13 protein-coding genes are annotated in these 15,482 nt (G+C 69.6%); 7 read left to right on the forward strand and 6 right to left on the reverse strand.

The annotated features are described in order from the left end of the window. From AC5P09_RS43140 to AC5P09_RS43150, 3 genes are all read left to right on the forward strand, one after another. The coding region (locus tag AC5P09_RS43140; protein WP_493879158.1) for a VWA domain-containing protein at nt 1–1,041 on the forward strand (1,041 nt) is incomplete at its 5' end. 91 nt (nt 1,042–1,132) lie between these two features. Then, nucleotides 1,133–2,740, forward strand: a complete 1,608-nt coding sequence (metG, locus tag AC5P09_RS43145; protein WP_307676119.1) for a methionine--tRNA ligase — start codon at nt 1,133–1,135, stop codon at nt 2,738–2,740. Nucleotides 2,741–2,881: 141 nt separating this feature from the next. Continuing rightward, nucleotides 2,882–3,358: a hypothetical protein gene (locus tag AC5P09_RS43150; protein ID WP_493879171.1), complete on the forward strand. Its 477-nt coding sequence runs from the start codon at nt 2,882–2,884 to the stop codon at nt 3,356–3,358. Here the strand turns inward: AC5P09_RS43150 and AC5P09_RS43155 are convergent. Further along, entirely contained in the window at nt 3,351–3,524 is a 174-nt protein-coding gene (locus AC5P09_RS43155) for a DUF397 domain-containing protein (protein WP_493879159.1), read from the reverse strand. The genes AC5P09_RS43150 and AC5P09_RS43155 overlap by 8 nt on opposite strands. Nucleotides 3,525–3,527: 3 nt before the next feature. Continuing rightward, nucleotides 3,528–4,400 (reverse strand): helix-turn-helix domain-containing protein, encoded by an 873-nt coding sequence (locus AC5P09_RS43160; protein WP_493879160.1) that lies wholly within the window; start codon nt 4,398–4,400, stop codon nt 3,528–3,530. Nucleotides 4,401–4,592: 192 nt separating this feature from the next. Here AC5P09_RS43160 and AC5P09_RS43165 point away from each other — a divergent pair, with 192 nt between their 5' ends. The 3 genes from AC5P09_RS43165 to AC5P09_RS43175 all read left to right on the forward strand — a co-directional run bounded on the left by AC5P09_RS43165 (nt 4,593) and on the right by AC5P09_RS43175 (nt 7,607). Further along, nucleotides 4,593–5,021, forward strand: coding sequence for an ATP-binding protein (locus tag AC5P09_RS43165; protein WP_493879161.1), 429 nt, complete (start codon nt 4,593–4,595; stop codon nt 5,019–5,021). A gap of 80 nt (nt 5,022–5,101) precedes the next feature. Further along, nucleotides 5,102–6,040 carry a hypothetical protein gene (locus AC5P09_RS43170; protein WP_493879162.1) on the forward strand — a complete coding sequence of 313 codons (939 nt, stop codon included), beginning with the start codon at nt 5,102–5,104 and terminating at the stop codon, nt 6,038–6,040. Nucleotides 6,041–6,155: 115 nt separating this feature from the next. Continuing rightward, nucleotides 6,156–7,607, forward strand: coding sequence for an ATP-binding protein (locus AC5P09_RS43175; protein ID WP_493879163.1), 1,452 nt, complete (start codon nt 6,156–6,158; stop codon nt 7,605–7,607). A 96-nt stretch (nt 7,608–7,703) separates the two neighbouring features. Here AC5P09_RS43175 and AC5P09_RS43180 read toward each other — a convergent pair whose 3' ends face one another. From AC5P09_RS43180 to AC5P09_RS43195, 4 genes are all read right to left on the reverse strand, one after another. After that, nucleotides 7,704–9,044: a pectate lyase family protein gene (locus tag AC5P09_RS43180; RefSeq protein ID WP_493879164.1), complete on the reverse strand. Its 1,341-nt coding sequence runs from the start codon at nt 9,042–9,044 to the stop codon at nt 7,704–7,706. Between the two features lie 171 nt (nt 9,045–9,215). Next, nucleotides 9,216–11,018: a carbohydrate-binding domain-containing protein gene (locus AC5P09_RS43185; protein ID WP_493879165.1), complete on the reverse strand. Its 1,803-nt coding sequence runs from the start codon at nt 11,016–11,018 to the stop codon at nt 9,216–9,218. Further along, nucleotides 11,015–11,806 carry a VTC domain-containing protein gene (locus AC5P09_RS43190; protein WP_493879166.1) on the reverse strand — a complete coding sequence of 264 codons (792 nt, stop codon included), beginning with the start codon at nt 11,804–11,806 and terminating at the stop codon, nt 11,015–11,017. Before AC5P09_RS43190 ends, AC5P09_RS43185 begins: the two co-directional genes overlap by 4 nt. Further along, nucleotides 11,803–12,414: a DUF4956 domain-containing protein gene (locus AC5P09_RS43195; protein ID WP_493879167.1), complete on the reverse strand. Its 612-nt coding sequence runs from the start codon at nt 12,412–12,414 to the stop codon at nt 11,803–11,805. Before AC5P09_RS43195 ends, AC5P09_RS43190 begins: the two co-directional genes overlap by 4 nt. Nucleotides 12,415–12,717: 303 nt before the next feature. On the opposite strand from AC5P09_RS43195, the gene AC5P09_RS43200 reads away from it, so the two are divergent. Beyond that, nucleotides 12,718–15,482 (forward strand): hypothetical protein (locus AC5P09_RS43200; RefSeq protein WP_493879168.1); only part of this gene is annotated, 2,765 nt, incomplete at its 3' end.

Here is a 15,482-nt window from a genome sequence, read left to right on the forward strand (position 1 = left end):
CCCGAGCCGGAACCGGTCGCAGAGGTCACTCCCGAGCCCGAGCCCGAGCCGGTCATCGAGGTCGCCCCCGAGCCGGTTGCCGAGGTGACGCCTGCCCCGGAGCCGGTGGCGGAGGTCGCCCCCGAGCCGGAGCCGACCGTCGAGGTGACGCCGGAGCCCGAGCCGGTCGTCGAGCCCGAGCCCGAGCCGGAGCCGGAGCCAGTCGCAGAGGTGACCCCCGAGGTCGAGGCGACCCCCGAGCCCGAGCCGACCGCCGATACCACCCCCGCCCCCGCCCCCGAGCCGATCTCCACCCCCGAACCGCTCGCCGCCGACGGCGAGGACGCCCCACAGGGGCCACCCGCAGTCGACGACGAAAGTGGTACGGGTGGTGCGGGTGGGAACACCAAGGCCGAAGGCGAAGCCGAGGCCGTACCAGCCACCCTCCGCACGGCATACACCGCAGCCGAAACCACCCTCAAGGCCAAGAACCTCACCGGCACCCGCGCGAAGGTCTACCTCGTCCTCGACCGCTCCGCGAGCATGCGCCCGTACTACAAGGACGGCTCCGCCCAAGCCCTCGGCGAGCAGACCCTCGCCCTCGCGGCGCACATGGACCCGGAGTCCAAGGTCCACGTCGTCTTCTTCTCCACGGAAGTGGACGGCACCGGCGAGCTGACCCTCACCGACCACGACAACAAGATCGACGAGCTGCACGCCGGCCTCGGCCGCATGGGCCGTACCAGCTACCACGCCGCGGTCGAAGCGATCGTCACCCACCACGACAAGGAAGCCCCCGGCACCCCCGCCCTCGTCGTCTTCCAGACCGACGGCGCCCCCGACGCGAAGACCCCCGCCACCCAGTCCCTCACGGACGCCGCGAAGAACCACCCCACCGTGTTCTTCTCCTTCGTCGCCTTCGGTGAGCCCGACAACAAGGCCTTCGACTACCTCCGCAAGCTGAAGACCGACAACACGTCCTACTTCCTCGCGGGACCGACCCCCCGAGAGCTCACGGACACCGAGCTCTACGAAGGCGTACTGGCCACCTGGCGCCCGTAGCATCGCCCCTTCGGGGGGTGGACAGCCGACCCGGTTCCACCCCCCGAAACGCATGTGAGTCGATCTTCACGCGCCCAGTAGGATTTCGGGCATGGCGGCCACTGGATCCGAGAAGCAGGGGGCGAAGGCGTACTACGTCTCGACCCCCATTTACTACGTCAACGACGCTCCTCACCTGGGCCACGCCTACACGACCGTCGCAGGCGACGTGCTCACGCGCTGGCACCGTCAGCGCGGCGAGAAGGTGTGGTACCTCACCGGCACGGACGAGCACGGTCAGAAGATCATGCGCACCGCGGAGGCGAACGGCGTCAGCCCCCAGGAGTGGGCGGACAAGCTCGTCAACGAGGCATGGAAGCCCCTCTGGGAGCACCTGGAGATCGCGAACGACGACTTCATCCGTACGACGGAGAAGCGTCACACGGACCGCGTCCAGGAGTTCGTCCAGGATCTCCACGACAAGGGCGAGATCTACAAGGGCGGCTACGAGGGCCCGTACTGCGTGGGCTGCGAGGAGTACAAGCTCCCCGGCGACCTCATCGAGGCCGAGGACGGCACGAAGCTGTGTGCCATCCACAAGAAGCCGGTGGAGATCCTCAAGGAGGAGAACTACTTCTTCAAGCTCAGCGAGTACGGCGAGAAGCTCCTCGCCCACTACGAGGCCAACCCCGGCTTCATCCAGCCCGAGTCGGCCCGCAACGAGGTCGTGAACTTCGTACGCCAGGGCCTGCAGGACCTCTCCATCTCCCGCTCCACCTTCGACTGGGGCGTCCCGGTCCCGTGGGACGACAAGCACGTCATCTACGTGTGGATCGACGCGCTCCTGAACTACGCGACGGCGGTCGGCTACAACGAGAACCCGGCGAAGTTCGAGAGCACCTTCCCCGCCGACGTCCACCTCGTGGGCAAGGACATCCTCCGCTTCCACGCGATCATCTGGCCCGCGATGCTGATGGCGCAGGGCCTCCCGCTGCCTGGCAAGATCGCGGCGAACGGCTGGCTGATGGTCGGCGGCGAGAAGATGAGCAAGTCCAACCTGACGGGCATCAAGCCGCAGGACCTGACCTCGCACTTCGGCGTGGACGCGTACCGCTGGTACTTCCTGCGCGCGATCGCCTTCGGCCAGGACGGCTCCTTCTCGTGGGAGGACTTCTCGGCCCGCTACACCAGCGAGCTGGCGAACGACTACGGCAACCTCGCCTCCCGCCTCGCGGCGATGGTCGGCAAGTACTTCGGCGGCGCCCTGCCCGAGGCGACGGCATCCGGCGAGGCGGAGAAGGCGGTCCAGGACGGCCTGGCGAAGGCGGTCGCGGAAGCCGACCGGAAGATCGGCGACGAGCTGGACTTCCAGGGCGGCATCCTCGCCGTCTTCGACTTCGTCAAGCAGGTCAACGGCTACATCACGGAGCAGGAGCCGTGGAAGGTCGCGAAGGACACCAGTGACGAGGGCAAGGCCCGCCTGGCGACGATCCTCTACACGGCCGCCGAGTCCCTGCGCGCGGTGGCGGTCCTCCTGAACCCGATCATGCCGGACACCTCCCAGAAGCTCTGGGACTCCCTGGGCGCGGAGACGTCCCTCGGCGCCCTCGCGGACCAGAGGGTCCAGGAGGCGGGCGACTGGGGCAGGCTCCCGGTCGGCACGACGGTCACCAAGGGCGCGGTTCTCTTCCCCCGCCTGGAGGAGAAGCCGACGGCGTAGCGCACGCGCGCTAAGCCGACGGCGTAGCGCACGCGCGCGGCACGGGGCCCGGGAAGCGGAAAGGCTGCTTCCCGGGCCCTCGGCCTACCCGTACCCCCTACCTGCATGTCCACGTCCACCCGTATGGTTTCCGCCATGGCAATGGCAGTACCCGAGGTCATTCCGATCGCCTACATGCCCAGGCGTCACACCGAGTCCATCGGCCGGTACGCGGACGGTCAGTTCCTTGCGTCGATCTCGTACGCTTTCCCCGAAGGCTTCCGTCCCGACGAGGGCTGGGAAGAGCACAAACGTCTCTACGTGGCACTCCACACCTTCGACGCCGAGGGCCACTACCGCGACTCGGAAATCTGGTGCGCCGGCACCTGGGCCGAGCAACAGCGCGCCCCGCACGGCAACGACTCCGTCCTCGGCCGCGCCCGCATCCACCTGGCCAAACTCCTCCGCAGCCTCCCCCGCCGCGCCTACACGGACATCGCCATCCGCCCCTTCCAGCTCACCGTCGACGGCGTCCGCTTCGGCCTGGTGATCCGCGAGGAGGACGGCGAGACCTGGGCCGAGCTCTACCCCGACCGCCTGGAATTCGGCGAACCGTGGGACGGCCGGTACGTCACCTGAGGCGCAGGTGGCCGAGGAGGCCGGCGAGGCCGTTCTGGGTGACCTGGAGTATTCGGTCGGGGTCGTCGCTCTCGCGGAGAAGCAGCGAGTCGTCGGCGTTGGCGAGTTCGACGCATTCGTTGCCCTCGGCGCCGCCGGAGTACGTGGACTTCTGCCACTGGATCACGTCTTACAGCTCCTTCGCCAGACGGTGGATGAAGTCCCGCGACCGGGCTGGATCGAGGGACGCCGACTCCACCTTACGGAAGAGTGTTCGCATTGCGTGGAGCTGTGCGGCGGCATCCTGGAACGCTGATCCATAGGGGGTGTCCCGCTGCACCGTGTCCAAGGCGGGCACGCGTCCGCCCGCGTACACCATGGAGGAGCTCGCTCCGCCGAATCCGTCGACGTCGAAGGGAACTACCCTGAGAGAGACGTTCGGCCGCTCCGACTGCCGTAGCAGTTCGTCGAGTTGCTCGCGCGCAACCTGCCGGTCCGCGACGCGGGTACGCAGAACGGGCTCGTGCAGGATGACCTCGTACGGAGCCGCTTCCTCCCGCGAGAGGACTGTTCGGCGCCGCATGCGGTACGCGACCCTCAACTCTTGCTCACTCTCAGGTAGTTCCGGGACCCAGTATCTGAACACAGCCCGCGCGTAGTCCTCGGTCTGGAGCAGCCCGGGCACATGAGCCGTCGCGATCACCCGAAGGAAGCGCGCGTGATGCTCCAGTTCGGCCAAGTCCAGGAAGGCCGGCCCCAACACGTCCCGGTATTCCTCCCACCAGCCCCGAGACCGGTCCGTTGCCAACTCCACCAACGCGTCGATCAACTCCCGGTCCGCACAGGCGTACTGAGTTGCCATCCGCCGCACCCGCGTCTCACTGACGCCGGTGACGCCCGACTCGATCCGGCTCATCGTCACCGAGATCGTTCCCAGCATCTGGGCCGCCTCCCGGGCCGAGAGCCCTGCAGCCTCCCGTAGTTTGCGCAGCTCCCGCCCGAGCCGTTCCTGTCGCACCGTCGGCTGCTTACGTGGCACCCAAGCCTCCCCGCTCCATGACATCGAGTGACCAGATTACGACAACGAGTTGCGCCAGGCTAATTTTTCACTCTACCGTCAGTGACGTGACGCACACACTGCGGAACCCGGGACCACCGGAAGCGCACCGCCCCGCCATGCCATGACGGGAGCGACGGAGCCACCGCCCACCCCGCAGCGAACCATCAACTACCCCACCACTACTTGGAGTTCACCATGCCCGAAACCCAACCCCACCCCACCCCCGAACCCTGGGAATACACCCTCTCCATCCCGCACGACCCCCGCGCCGTCACCGTCTGCCGCCGCACCCTCCGCCTGATCCTCACCCTGCACGGCCTGATCCGCCTCGCGGACACTGCCGAACTCCTGGCCACCGAGCTGGTCGCCAACGCCGTACTCCACACGAAGGGACCGGCGACCCTCCGCGTCCGATGGTCGGCAGGCGTACTGCGGATCGGCGCCTGGGACGCAGACCCCGAACCCCCGCCCCCGCCGAACGACTTGGCGGACCTCACCAACGCGGAGAACGGTCGCGGTCTCGCCCTGGTCCGCGCCTGCGCCGACCTCTGGGGCTGGCAGCCGCTGGCCAGAAACGGCAGCCGGGGCAAGTACGTCTGGTGCGAACTGTCCGCCGCGGCCTGAACGTTCCTCCGTACCTCGAAAGAGCGAACGTACCCAAATCGGCCGGACACTCCGCCCCTTGATCCACCTAGGTTGCGCACATGGTCACATCAACCCACGAGGCCTCCCACCGGCTCTTCCAGGAGCATCCGGAGACCCTCACACTCGTCTTCGAGGCACTGGGAATCCCGCCACCCTCGAAGTCGGACTTCGACACACTCACGCCCGACGCCACGGAGATCCGGCCGCTGGAACGCCGCGTGGACACGGTGCTCAAGTTCGAACCCGAGATGGGCGAGAGCTTCCTGGTCGCCATCGAGGCCCAGACCAAGAAGCATCCGGACAAGGCGAAGAGCTGGGCGTACTACGTCGCACACCTGCGCGCGAAGTACGACATGCCGGTGCTGCTCGTGGCGGTCTGCAGGGACCGGCCCACGGCGGCCTGGGCGGCCGGGCCCTTCGAGTGTGCCGTGGGCCCCTGGACAACCCAGGTCACACGCCCGTTCGTACTGGGACCGGAGACCGTCCCGAAGGTCACCGACGAGTCGATGGTGACCCGGCAGCCGGGACTGGCCGCGCTCTCGGCCATCGTTCATAGCGAGGACCGGACGGCGCCCGCCATACTGGAAACGGTGGCCCGCGGCCTCCTGTCATTCGACCCGCCCACCACGGCGTACTGGTTCGAGGTGGTGGAAGTCGGCCTGGAGGACACGCCGACCAAGGAGAAATGGAGAACGCTGATGAAGGGCTACACCACCCACTTCCCCGGCCACGGGACGCTGTTCGAGGAGACGTACCTGGAGGGCAAGGCGGAGGGCCAGGCTGCGGGCCGGGCTGCGGGCCGGGCTGAGGATCGCGCCACGCTGATCCTGCGCGTGCTGGAGAAGCACGCCATCCACGTCTCCGAGGACATCCGCGAGTGCATCACCTCCTGCACCGACCTCGACACCCTTACCCTCTGGTTCGACCGCTCCCTGACCGCCACCGCAGCCGAGGACCTGTTCACCGAAGACCCTGCCGCCGGCCCCGCTCAAACCTGACTCGTTCCCCCGCTTGAATGCGGGCCGGTACAGCACCCTGGGACAAGTCGGCCTAATCCTCCTGGTTATGTAGAACCAATCTACGTAGAATGAATCTACATACCCAGGAGGTGTCATGCCCGCCCCTTTCGTAGGCCGCCGAGCCGAGCTTGCCCTCCTTCACAAGCGTCTCGATCGGGTCGCCGCCGACGGCGCCGGAGTCGCGGTCGCCATAAGGGGGCGGCGTCAGGTCGGGAAGTCAAGGCTCGTGCAGGAGTTCTGCGACCGCGCCGGGCGGCCGTACGTCTTCTTCACCGCGACCAAGGGCGCGTCCCCCGTGGAAGGCATCGCTGACTTCATGGCGGAGCTGCGTCAGTCCTCTCTCGCGGCCGATCCGGAACTCGTGCCTGAGACCGCGCCCACGAACTGGCCCGATGCCTTCCGTGCCCTCGCCGCCGTGCTGCCCGCCTCGCCCAGCATCGTCGTCATCGACGAACTGCCCTGGCTCTCGGAGCAGGACAACGTGTTCGACGGCGCGCTGCAGACCTCCTGGGACCGGTTGCTGTCCGGTCGGCCCGTACTTCTGCTGCTGCTCGGCAGTGATCTGCACATGATGGAGCGGTTCACCGCGTACGACCGACCCTTCTACGGCCGGGCCGACTCCTTCGTGCTCGGTCCGCTCAATCCGGCCGAGGCGGGAAGCGCGCTCGGGCTGGACGCGGCAGAGGCCATCGACGCGCACCTGGTGTCCGGCGGACTGCCGGGCATCCTGCGGGCCTGGCCGCACGGCACCCCGGCGCTCGACTTCGTCAGGACGGAGTGCGCCGACCCGGCCTCGCCGCTCTTCGGTGTCCCGGAAGCGGCGCTGATGGCCGAGTTCCCGGCGCCGGACCAGGCGCGCCGTGTCCTTGAGGCGGTGGGCAGCGGCGACCGCACGCACGCCAACATCGCCGCGACAGCCGGCAGCCAGAGCGGCGCCCTGCCTTCCGGAATACTGTCCCCGCTGCTGCGACGCCTCACCGACGAGAAGCGGGCCCTCGTATCGGACCCGCCGCTCTCCGCCCAGCCCGGCAAACCGGCTCTCTACCGCGTGGCCGACAGCAATCTGCGTCTCTACCTCGCCGCGATGCGCTCCGCGCAGGAGCTGTCCCGGCGCGGTCGTCCCGAGTCCGCGTACCGGGTGGTCGAGCGACGGTGGGCGGCCTGGCGGGGAAGGGCCGTCGAGCCCCTGGTCCGACAGGCGCTGGAACTGGCAGCGGCTACGGGAGAGTTCCCCTGGCCCGACACGGAGGTCGTCGGCGGCTGGTGGAACCGGCAGTTCTCACCGGAGATCGATCTCATCGGTGCCGACCGCTCGCCCGTGGCGGGCACGGTCTTCTTCGCCGGCTCCGTGAAGTGGCTCGCCTCCCCCTTCGACCAGCACGACCTGACCGCCCTCGTGCAGGGTGCCGCCCAGGTACCCGGCTTCACACCGGGTACCACCGGTCTCGCCGTCGTATCGCTCTCCGGTGCGACCGGGGCGGTGACCGAGGACGCGGTCGGGCTCATGTGGGGGGCGCGGGACGTGGTCTCGGCCTGGCGTGGCTGACCTCTCGGGCCAGGTCCAGCGAGTCGAGAGACAGAAGAGAGCAGGTGGGGCCAGGAAGCCGAGCGCTTCCCGGCCCCGCTGCCCTCAGTCGGCGCCCTACTTCAGCGCTCCCGCCCCCGCAGTCGTCACCAGCCCCGTCAGCAGGTTCTTCGCCGACGTCTCCAGTCCCGCCGTGAGCGTCGGCTTCCAGTTCACCGTCGTCTTCAGCTTCTTCGAGCCCGCGGCGTTGTACGCGGCGACGACGTCCGTGGCCGTCCCGTTGACCAGGTTGCCGCCGCCCGCGACCGAACCCGTGCCGTCGCCGCTGAGGAGCTTCGCGACCTTCGCGCCGGACGGCAGCTTGAAGTAGTTGTGCTCGGCGACGACCTGGGCCTTGGCGCGGGAGTCGATGCTGTACTTGGCGGCGTAGCCGTTCAGCGACGTCGTGTCGTAGACGTTGTTGTAGATGTGGATCTGGCCGATGCGGGCCAGCGGGGCGCGCTGGACGATGCCCTTCCAGACGTTGTGGTGGATGGAGACGCGCAGCTTGCCGACGCTGTCGGTGTCGCTGCTGCCGATCAGCATGGTCTTGTCGTGGTTGGTGAACTGGTTGCGCTCCACGGTCACGAGGTCGGAGCCGTTGGTGATGTCGAGGGCGCCGTCGTGGACCTGGTACTTGCGGCCGAAGTACGTCTTCTCCGCGCTGTCGAAGAACGGGGCGTCGGTGAAGGTGTTGTGGTCGGCCCACACGTGGGTCGCCCCGCGCAGGGTGACGGAGTCGTAGTTGGAGTTCCACTCGCCCGCCGAGCCGTCCGTCGGGTCCCACTGCGGGAAGCAGTCCTCGGTGGCGGAGAAGGTGAGGTTGCGGATGATGACGTTGTCCACGTTCTGCACCTGGAGGCTGCCGCCCTTGATCCCGGCCGCCGTGCCCGGGACGCCCACGATGCTGGTGTTGGCGGGCACCCTGAAGACGATGTTCTTCTTCTGCTTGGTCTGGGCCGCGGCGCGGGCCGTCTCCTGCGTGCCCGACGGTGCCTTCTTGCCGTAGGAGGCGGGGTCGTACGCCTTCAGGTACGAGGCCAGCGAGTAGCCCGTGCCCGACGCGTAGTCCGCGCAGGTCAGCTTCTTGCCCGCGTCGTTGGTGTTGGCGTCGATCGTGCCCTTGATCTTGATGATGCGGGGGGTGGTGTCGGTGGCGGAGCCGAGCGCCTTCACCAGCTGGGCGCGGGTGCTGACCGTGAAGGTGTGCGCGGAGTCGGCCTTCGCGCCACCGGTCGTGCCGGTGCCGGAGGACGCCCAGCCGTTCTTGGCGGCGAGCGTCTGGTGGTACAGGTCGACGGCATCGGCGTTCGCGTTCATCACGAAGACACCGGCGCCGGCCCCGGCCGCGAGGACGGCGGTGGAGGCGACGAGCGTGCGCCGTAAGCGGAGGGACCGGCGGTGGGTGGTGGCTGCCACGGAGGAGTCCTTATGTGTTCGTGTGCCGCACATGCTGTGTGCCGCACGTGTTGTCCGTGAAGCTCCGGTGAACGGGGCTTCCGACTCCTCAGTGGCCGCCGGGATCACAAGGGTTGCCGGGGGGACAGAAATTCATGAGACGTCACCCTCACGGCCGCCCCCCGGTACCTCCTACCTCCGCCCACCCCCGAACCCGCCCTCCGGCGCCTCCCCCGCCGTCACCGTCGCGATCTCCTCCGCCGAGCCGAGGTCGCCGGACTTCGCCAGGCCGCCCGTGTTCGCCTCCGACGCCGATCCGCCGGCGTATATCCGGTACTCCTCCCCGCTCTTGACCGCGGAGGACGAGAACACGACGTTCTGAATCGCCTTGGAGGTGACGTACGTCGCCACGACCTTCCCGTCGGCGTCCACGACCTGCAGCGTCGTCCCCGCGTCGACCGTCGAGTCGAGCGTCGCCGACACCCAGCCCTGCCCGGACTCGCTGTCGGGTGCGACGGCCATGCCCGCGCTGCCCGCGGCGAGCAGCACACCGCCGCTGACGGTGAAGCTGCCGTTGACGTCGAGCGCGCCGTTGCCGCCCTGTTCGGGGCCGTTGACGACGAGCGTGCCGCCGGTGATCTCGGCGGTGCCGTTGGAGTCGAAGCCGTCGCCGTCGGCGTTGATGACCAGGGTGCCGCCGGAGACCTTGAGCGTGTAGTCCCCCGCGGCCTGTCCGCCTCCGCGGCCGCCGCCGCCCTCCTCGGTCGTCGTCCCGCCGGACGCGTTCACCCCGTCGTCGGAGGAGGTGATGTCCGTCGAGCCACCGCCGATCGCGATGTCCTTCCCCTCCAGCCCCTCGTTCGACCGCGTGACCTTCACCGTGCCGCCGTCGACGACCAGGTCGCCCTCCGCGTGTACGCCGTCGTCCCCGGCGGCGATCGTGACCGCGGCCCCGCTCAGGTGCACGGCGGCGTCGCTGTGCACGCCGTCGGCGGAGGAGTCGACGGCGACCGTGCCGTCCTCCAGGACGGTGATGACCCCCGACTTCAGGCCGTGGGCCGAGGTGTCGTCAGCGGCCTCGCTGTGTACGCCCAGCGTGCCGCCGGTGACGACGAGGTCGGTGGCCGCGTCGACGCCGTCGCCCGCGGAGGTCACCTTGACCGTGCCGCCGTCCACGGCGATGTAACCGGCGTCCGCGTCCTCGGTGTTGTCGGCCTTGAGACCGTCGCCCCCGGCCTCCGCCACGGTGACCGTGCCGCCGTGCACGACGAGGTAGTCCTTGCCGCGGATACCGTCGTCGGCGGCCTCGACGGTGACCGTGCCGGACGCGATGACCAGGCCGTCCTTGCTCGCGATGCCGTCGTTGCCGTTGCCGCGCACGGTGAGTGAACCGCCGCCCTGGACGGTCAGGTTCCCGGCGCTGAAGAGGGCCGCGTTGGCGCCGTCCTTCTCGGTGGACTCGGCGTACGAGTCGGCGTCGGAGAGGGTGTTCGTGCTCCCGTCGGCCAGAACGACCATGAGCTCCTCCGCCTCGGTCGCCGCGATCGCCGCCCCGGAGGAACTGGAGATGTCGACGCCGTCGAGGATCAAGGTGACGGTCTGATCAGGGGCGTTGACGAGAATCTGCCCGTCGGTGAGCTTCCCGCTGATCCGGTACGTCCCACCGGAGCTGATCGTGACCGTGCTCCCGTCGGCCTTCGCCCCCGAGCCGTCCGCGCCCTCCACGGCGGCAGAGTCGCCGTCGAGCGCGATCTCCACGGCATCGGAGGCGTCCACCTCACCGGCAGCGGCATGCGCCTTCTCGTTGGCGGCGAGGACGGCGGCGGCGCCCTGGGCTCCGGCCACGGCGGCGGACGCCGTACCCGAACTCTCCGTCGACGAGCCGGCGGTGGACTCGGAGTCCGCCGAAGCCGAACATCCGGCCAGTGCCGCCGCACCGAGCACCGTGGAGGCGAAGGCCCTCGCGGCCCTCGTACGCAATGATCTTCTGCTCATGCCGGACTCCCGTCGAGTGCGGTGGGAAAGTGGCGCCGCAGTACGGGCAGCCAGCGGTGGGAAGGAAGGTCGGGGCGCAGGGCGGCCAGGCCGGTGCCGTACTTCGACACCGGGCACGGGCGGTGCTTCAGCGACCACAGCAGGCGGTCGGCGTCGGATCCGGCGCGGCCCGCCTTGGTCTCGACGATCGCCCGGTCCGGGGTGCGCAGGGTGGCGGTGCCGTCGGGGAGCGACCAGGTCAGGCCGGTGTCGACGGTCAGCCGGCTGCCGGTGGCCGGGAGGAAGAGGGTGGTACGCCGGTACGTCGTCGTCAGCGTGGGCACGAAGCGGAAGCGCGCGGAGTCGATCCCGGCCCCGGCGAGCACGGCGTCGGCGAACGCCCGGGCGTCGGCGTTCAGCCGCAGCGCGTCACCGTCGTGGGGGATGCGGTCCTTGACCGTCGTACCGCGCGGGCCCCGCGTCTTGACCTCCACGAAGTGCTCGCCGGAGTCGAGGTAGGTGCGGATGCGGAGCTTGAAGCGCCGGCGGCGGCGCCGGGCGGCGCCCAGGTAGCCGTCGAGCTCCGGGGTGTCGAAGTAGACGGACCGGTAACGGAACTGCCGCTCGCCGCCCAGCTCCAGAACGCGTACGTCCTCGTCCAGGCCGCCGAACACGAAGGGGAGGTCGACGACCGGCAGCACGTACTTGCGGTCCAGGCGGGTCAACAGCTCGGCGCGGGCGAGGAGTTCGTCGAGCCCGATGGGCCGGAGCGTGTCGACGGCCGTCCCGAGGGAGTCGAGCGCGGTCACGCCCGTATCTCCTGCTCGGTCGGCACGCCGACGTCCTCCGCCGTCCGCGCCGCGGGAACCACGTATCGGACCTCGACGAGTGTGGTGTCGTTGACGAGGTCGATGTTCTTGACCGACAGGTTCACCACCCGCCCGCCCAGCAGCACTCCGAGGTGCGCGCGCAGGGCGTCCTCGTCGGTGTGGGCGGAGTCGAGGCGCAGGCTGCGCTGCCGGTGGCGGGGGTAGAGGCGGGGGTGGTCGCCGACGTACAGGGCGGCGACGACCAGCACGGTCAGGCTCGCGGTCAGGACGCTCACGCTCTGCGGAAGCCCGTTCAGCAGGCCGATGGCCAGGGCGGAGAAGTAGTACGCGATCTCGTGCTGGGCGATCTCGTACGACCGCAGCCGGATGATCGACAGCACTCCGAAGAGGCCCATCCCCAGCCCGATCCCGACCGACGTCGAGCTCAGCGTCATCGCCACAGCGAGCACGCCGACGTTCACGCCGAGGAAGGCCGTGACCAGGTCCCGGCGGTGGTGGCGCGGGAAGTACACGCCGAAGGTGAGGACGGAGATGGCGACGAGGTCGCAGCCCACCAGTACCAGCTGGTGCACGGCCGTTGAGGTCATGTGACGACAGTCGGGGACCTTCCTGTGAGGCTTCTTTGAGATCCCTTAAGCGACTTTGAGAAGTCTTGACCGAGTACGGAAGCTGAACTGACGGTGGACGGCGATCACTTGATCGGGGCCGCATCGGGACCGCATAGCGCCCGCGTCGGGACCGCATCCGGACCCCGCGAGGAAGCGCGTCCTGATCCGCCTGGGCCGACCCCTCCTCACCTGCGCGGACACCGTCCCCGCCCGTGTTCGGCCACTGATAGCATCCGGCCACTTGTGCGAGGGCGGGGGCCCTCGTTGGGGAGGGAACTTCACGTGGGCAGACACGCCCCGAGACGGGGCGGTCGTGCCGCTCTCGTCTCCGCGCTCGCGGTCGCCGTGGCGGCCGGATCCATCACCCTGTTCTCCGGTACGGAGGACAGCGGCGGCGCCGCGCAGGCCGCCACGACGGCCGCGGCGGCCGGAACCGCGGAGATCGTCCTGGACGATCCGCGCACCGAGCTGCGGCGCGCCGAGCGGCTGCTGGCGGCGGGCGAGACCGGCTTCCTGCACCGGCAGTCGGGGGCCGCCGGCCTGTTCTGGACGGACTACGAAGACGGCAGCACCGTCACCGTCGAGGGACCGTCCGGGGTCTACTCGCCGACCACCACCAGCTGCTACGACGAGCAGAAGCGCTGTGCCTCGGGCGTGTTCGGGCAGGCCGCCGACACGGTGGCGCTGCCGAACAGGACCGACGGCGGCGACCCGGTGTCGCTGTGGAGCCCGGACGGCAGCGCCCTGCGGACCCTCGACCTGAGCCAGTCGGCCGACCGCGTGGGCACGTACGGCGACACGACCGTCACGGTCGAGTGGAACGGCGTCGTCGACGGCGAGCAGCTGGACGGACATGTGCTGCACCTGGTCGACCTCGTCGACGGCAAGCAGCGCGACCGCGTGGTCACCGGCTACCCGGCCGACGTGTTCTGGGAGTGGAACTTCGCGCTCACCGGCGACGAGAACGGCTCCCTGCTGACCTACCCCGCCCGCGACGAGAACGGCGACCTCTCGTCGTACACCGTCGGCTACCTCGACTTCGCCACCGCGCAGCTCACCCCGGTCTTCACCGGCCTGTCCGAGGAGAGGCCGCCGGAGGTCGTGCTGACCGACGACCGCGTCGGCTGGTACACGCAGGCCGCCGGTCTGCACCTCAAGCCGCGCACCGACCTCGCCGCCCAGGAGACGGTCCCGGTGCCCGGGGAGGAGACCACCGTCTCCCCCGTTCCTGTCCTGGTCGGTGACTGGCTGGTCCTGACCGGCGCCCCCGGCGTCAAAGCCGTCTCCCTGACCGACGGCACCACCAAGACCCTGCTGCCCGGGTCGTACGGCACCCCGCTGGCCACCCCGGACGGCGGCGCCCTCGTCACCGGCGGCACCACCGCGGCCGACTGGTGGGTGCAGCGTGTGAGCCTCGGCTCCGACGGCACCCCACAGGTGGCGAAGCTGACCAAGGTGCCCCCGTACGAGAACGCCAAGACCGGGCTGGCGCTCAGCCGCGGCAGCCTGCGCGTCGCGGAGGACACCACGAGCAGCGCCTCGGACACCACGTCCGTCCGCACGCTCACCACCAACGGCAGCACCCAGCTGACCGCGTCCGCCGCCACGGAAAGCTCTTCGATCAGCCCGACGTGCCCGTACCCGAACACCACCTGCTCGGCGATGTGGGGCAACTTCGACGGCACCGACCCCGAGGACGTCTACCTCGACACGTTCTACGACGGTGACGAGGGCGGCAGCGGCCTGGAGAACGCGGACCGGCTGGTCTCCATCGGCTACAACCCCCTGTCGTTCTTCGGCACCACGGGCGGCTCGATCGTCGACGTCTCCGACGACTACGCCGTCTACAACTCCGGCGGCTCCACCCCGGCGCAGTACGTCGGCGAGTTCGGCCAGGGACAGAAGCTGAAGCGCTCCGTGCGCGCCGCCGCCCTGAACGGCTCCACCCTCTGGAGCGCCTCCACCACCGGCAAGCTCACCTCCTACAGCCTCACCGAGGACAAGGCCCTCGCCACGGTCACGGTCCCCTCGCTCGGCTGCGTGCCGAGCGAGCTCCAGGCCGCGGGCCGCTGGGTGTACTGGTCCTGCGGGACGGCCTCGGCCGGCGTCTACGACACCAAGGCCGGTACCTCGGTCGCCGTACAGCCCGGTGACGTGCTGCTCGGCGACGGCTTCACCGTCCGCCACGACCACGACGCCGACCGGCTGGTCCTCACCGACGCGGCCACCGGCACCACCCGCGTGATCGCCTCCGGCCTGCCGGACAGCGGACTCGCGGTGGACCGCCGATACCGCTGGACGGTGGACGAGTACACGGGCCTGGTCGCCTGGTTCGACTCGTTCGAGCAGACGCACGTCGCCACGACCGGCGTCACGCCGTCCGCGCCGACGGCCTTCTCCACGGAGACCGAGGGCGTCATGGAACCTCCCTCGTCCGAACCCTGGCACGGCCACTGGCTGCTCTCCCGCCCGGTCACCTCCTGGTCCCTCACCCTCACCTCGGTCCAGAGCGGCGCGACCGGCAGGGCCACCCGCACCATCACCGGCGGTGCGACCTCGGCCTGGGTGTCGGCGACCTGGAACGGCAGGACGGCAAGCGGGAGTTACTTCCCCAACGGCGAGTTCACCTGGACGCTGAAAGCGACCGGCCTCGGCACCTCGGCCCCGGCCACGGTGAAGTCCGGCGAGGGCTTCGTCCTCCATGGCGCCGCCGTACGCCGCGACTTCACCAGCCCCGACGGCCCGGACGGCAGGGGCGACCTGCTCACCCTGAACTCCTCCGGCGGCCTGACGTTCCACAGCGGTACCGGGACCGGAAAGTTCAGCGAGAAGACCACCGGCACCGGCTGGCCGACGACCGCGAGGTTCGTGCCCTTCGGCGACCTCAGCGGCGACCGCTGCAACGACGTCCTGGTCCGCCTGAGCAGCGGCGCCCTGCGCCTGTACAAGCCCGGCCGCAACGCCGCGGTCAAGCCGTCGACGTCGTACACGACTCTCTCCAGCAGCGGCTGGAACCAGTACGACGTGCTGACCGCGCCCGGTGACGT

The sequence above is a fragment of the Streptomyces sp. a15 genome, assembly GCF_059026085.1.

Bases quoted from the DNA above. Each gene is read 5' to 3' on its own strand.
- AC5P09_RS43175 (WP_493879163.1), top strand. From the start codon at position 6,156: ATGCCCGCCCCTTTCGTAGGCCGCCGAGCCGAGCTTGCCCTCCTTCAC.
- AC5P09_RS43150 (WP_493879171.1), top strand. From the start codon at position 2,882: ATGGCAGTACCCGAGGTCATTCCGATCGCCTACATGCCCAGGCGTCAC.
- metG (WP_307676119.1), top strand. From the start codon at position 1,133: ATGGCGGCCACTGGATCCGAGAAGCAGGGGGCGAAGGCGTACTACGTC.
- AC5P09_RS43195 (WP_493879167.1), bottom strand. From the start codon at position 12,414: ATGACCTCAACGGCCGTGCACCAGCTGGTACTGGTGGGCTGCGACCTC.
- AC5P09_RS43160 (WP_493879160.1), bottom strand. From the start codon at position 4,400: ATGTCATGGAGCGGGGAGGCTTGGGTGCCACGTAAGCAGCCGACGGTG.
- AC5P09_RS43185 (WP_493879165.1), bottom strand. From the start codon at position 11,018: ATGAGCAGAAGATCATTGCGTACGAGGGCCGCGAGGGCCTTCGCCTCC.
- AC5P09_RS43170 (WP_493879162.1), top strand. From the start codon at position 5,102: ATGGTCACATCAACCCACGAGGCCTCCCACCGGCTCTTCCAGGAGCAT.
- AC5P09_RS43165 (WP_493879161.1), top strand. From the start codon at position 4,593: ATGCCCGAAACCCAACCCCACCCCACCCCCGAACCCTGGGAATACACC.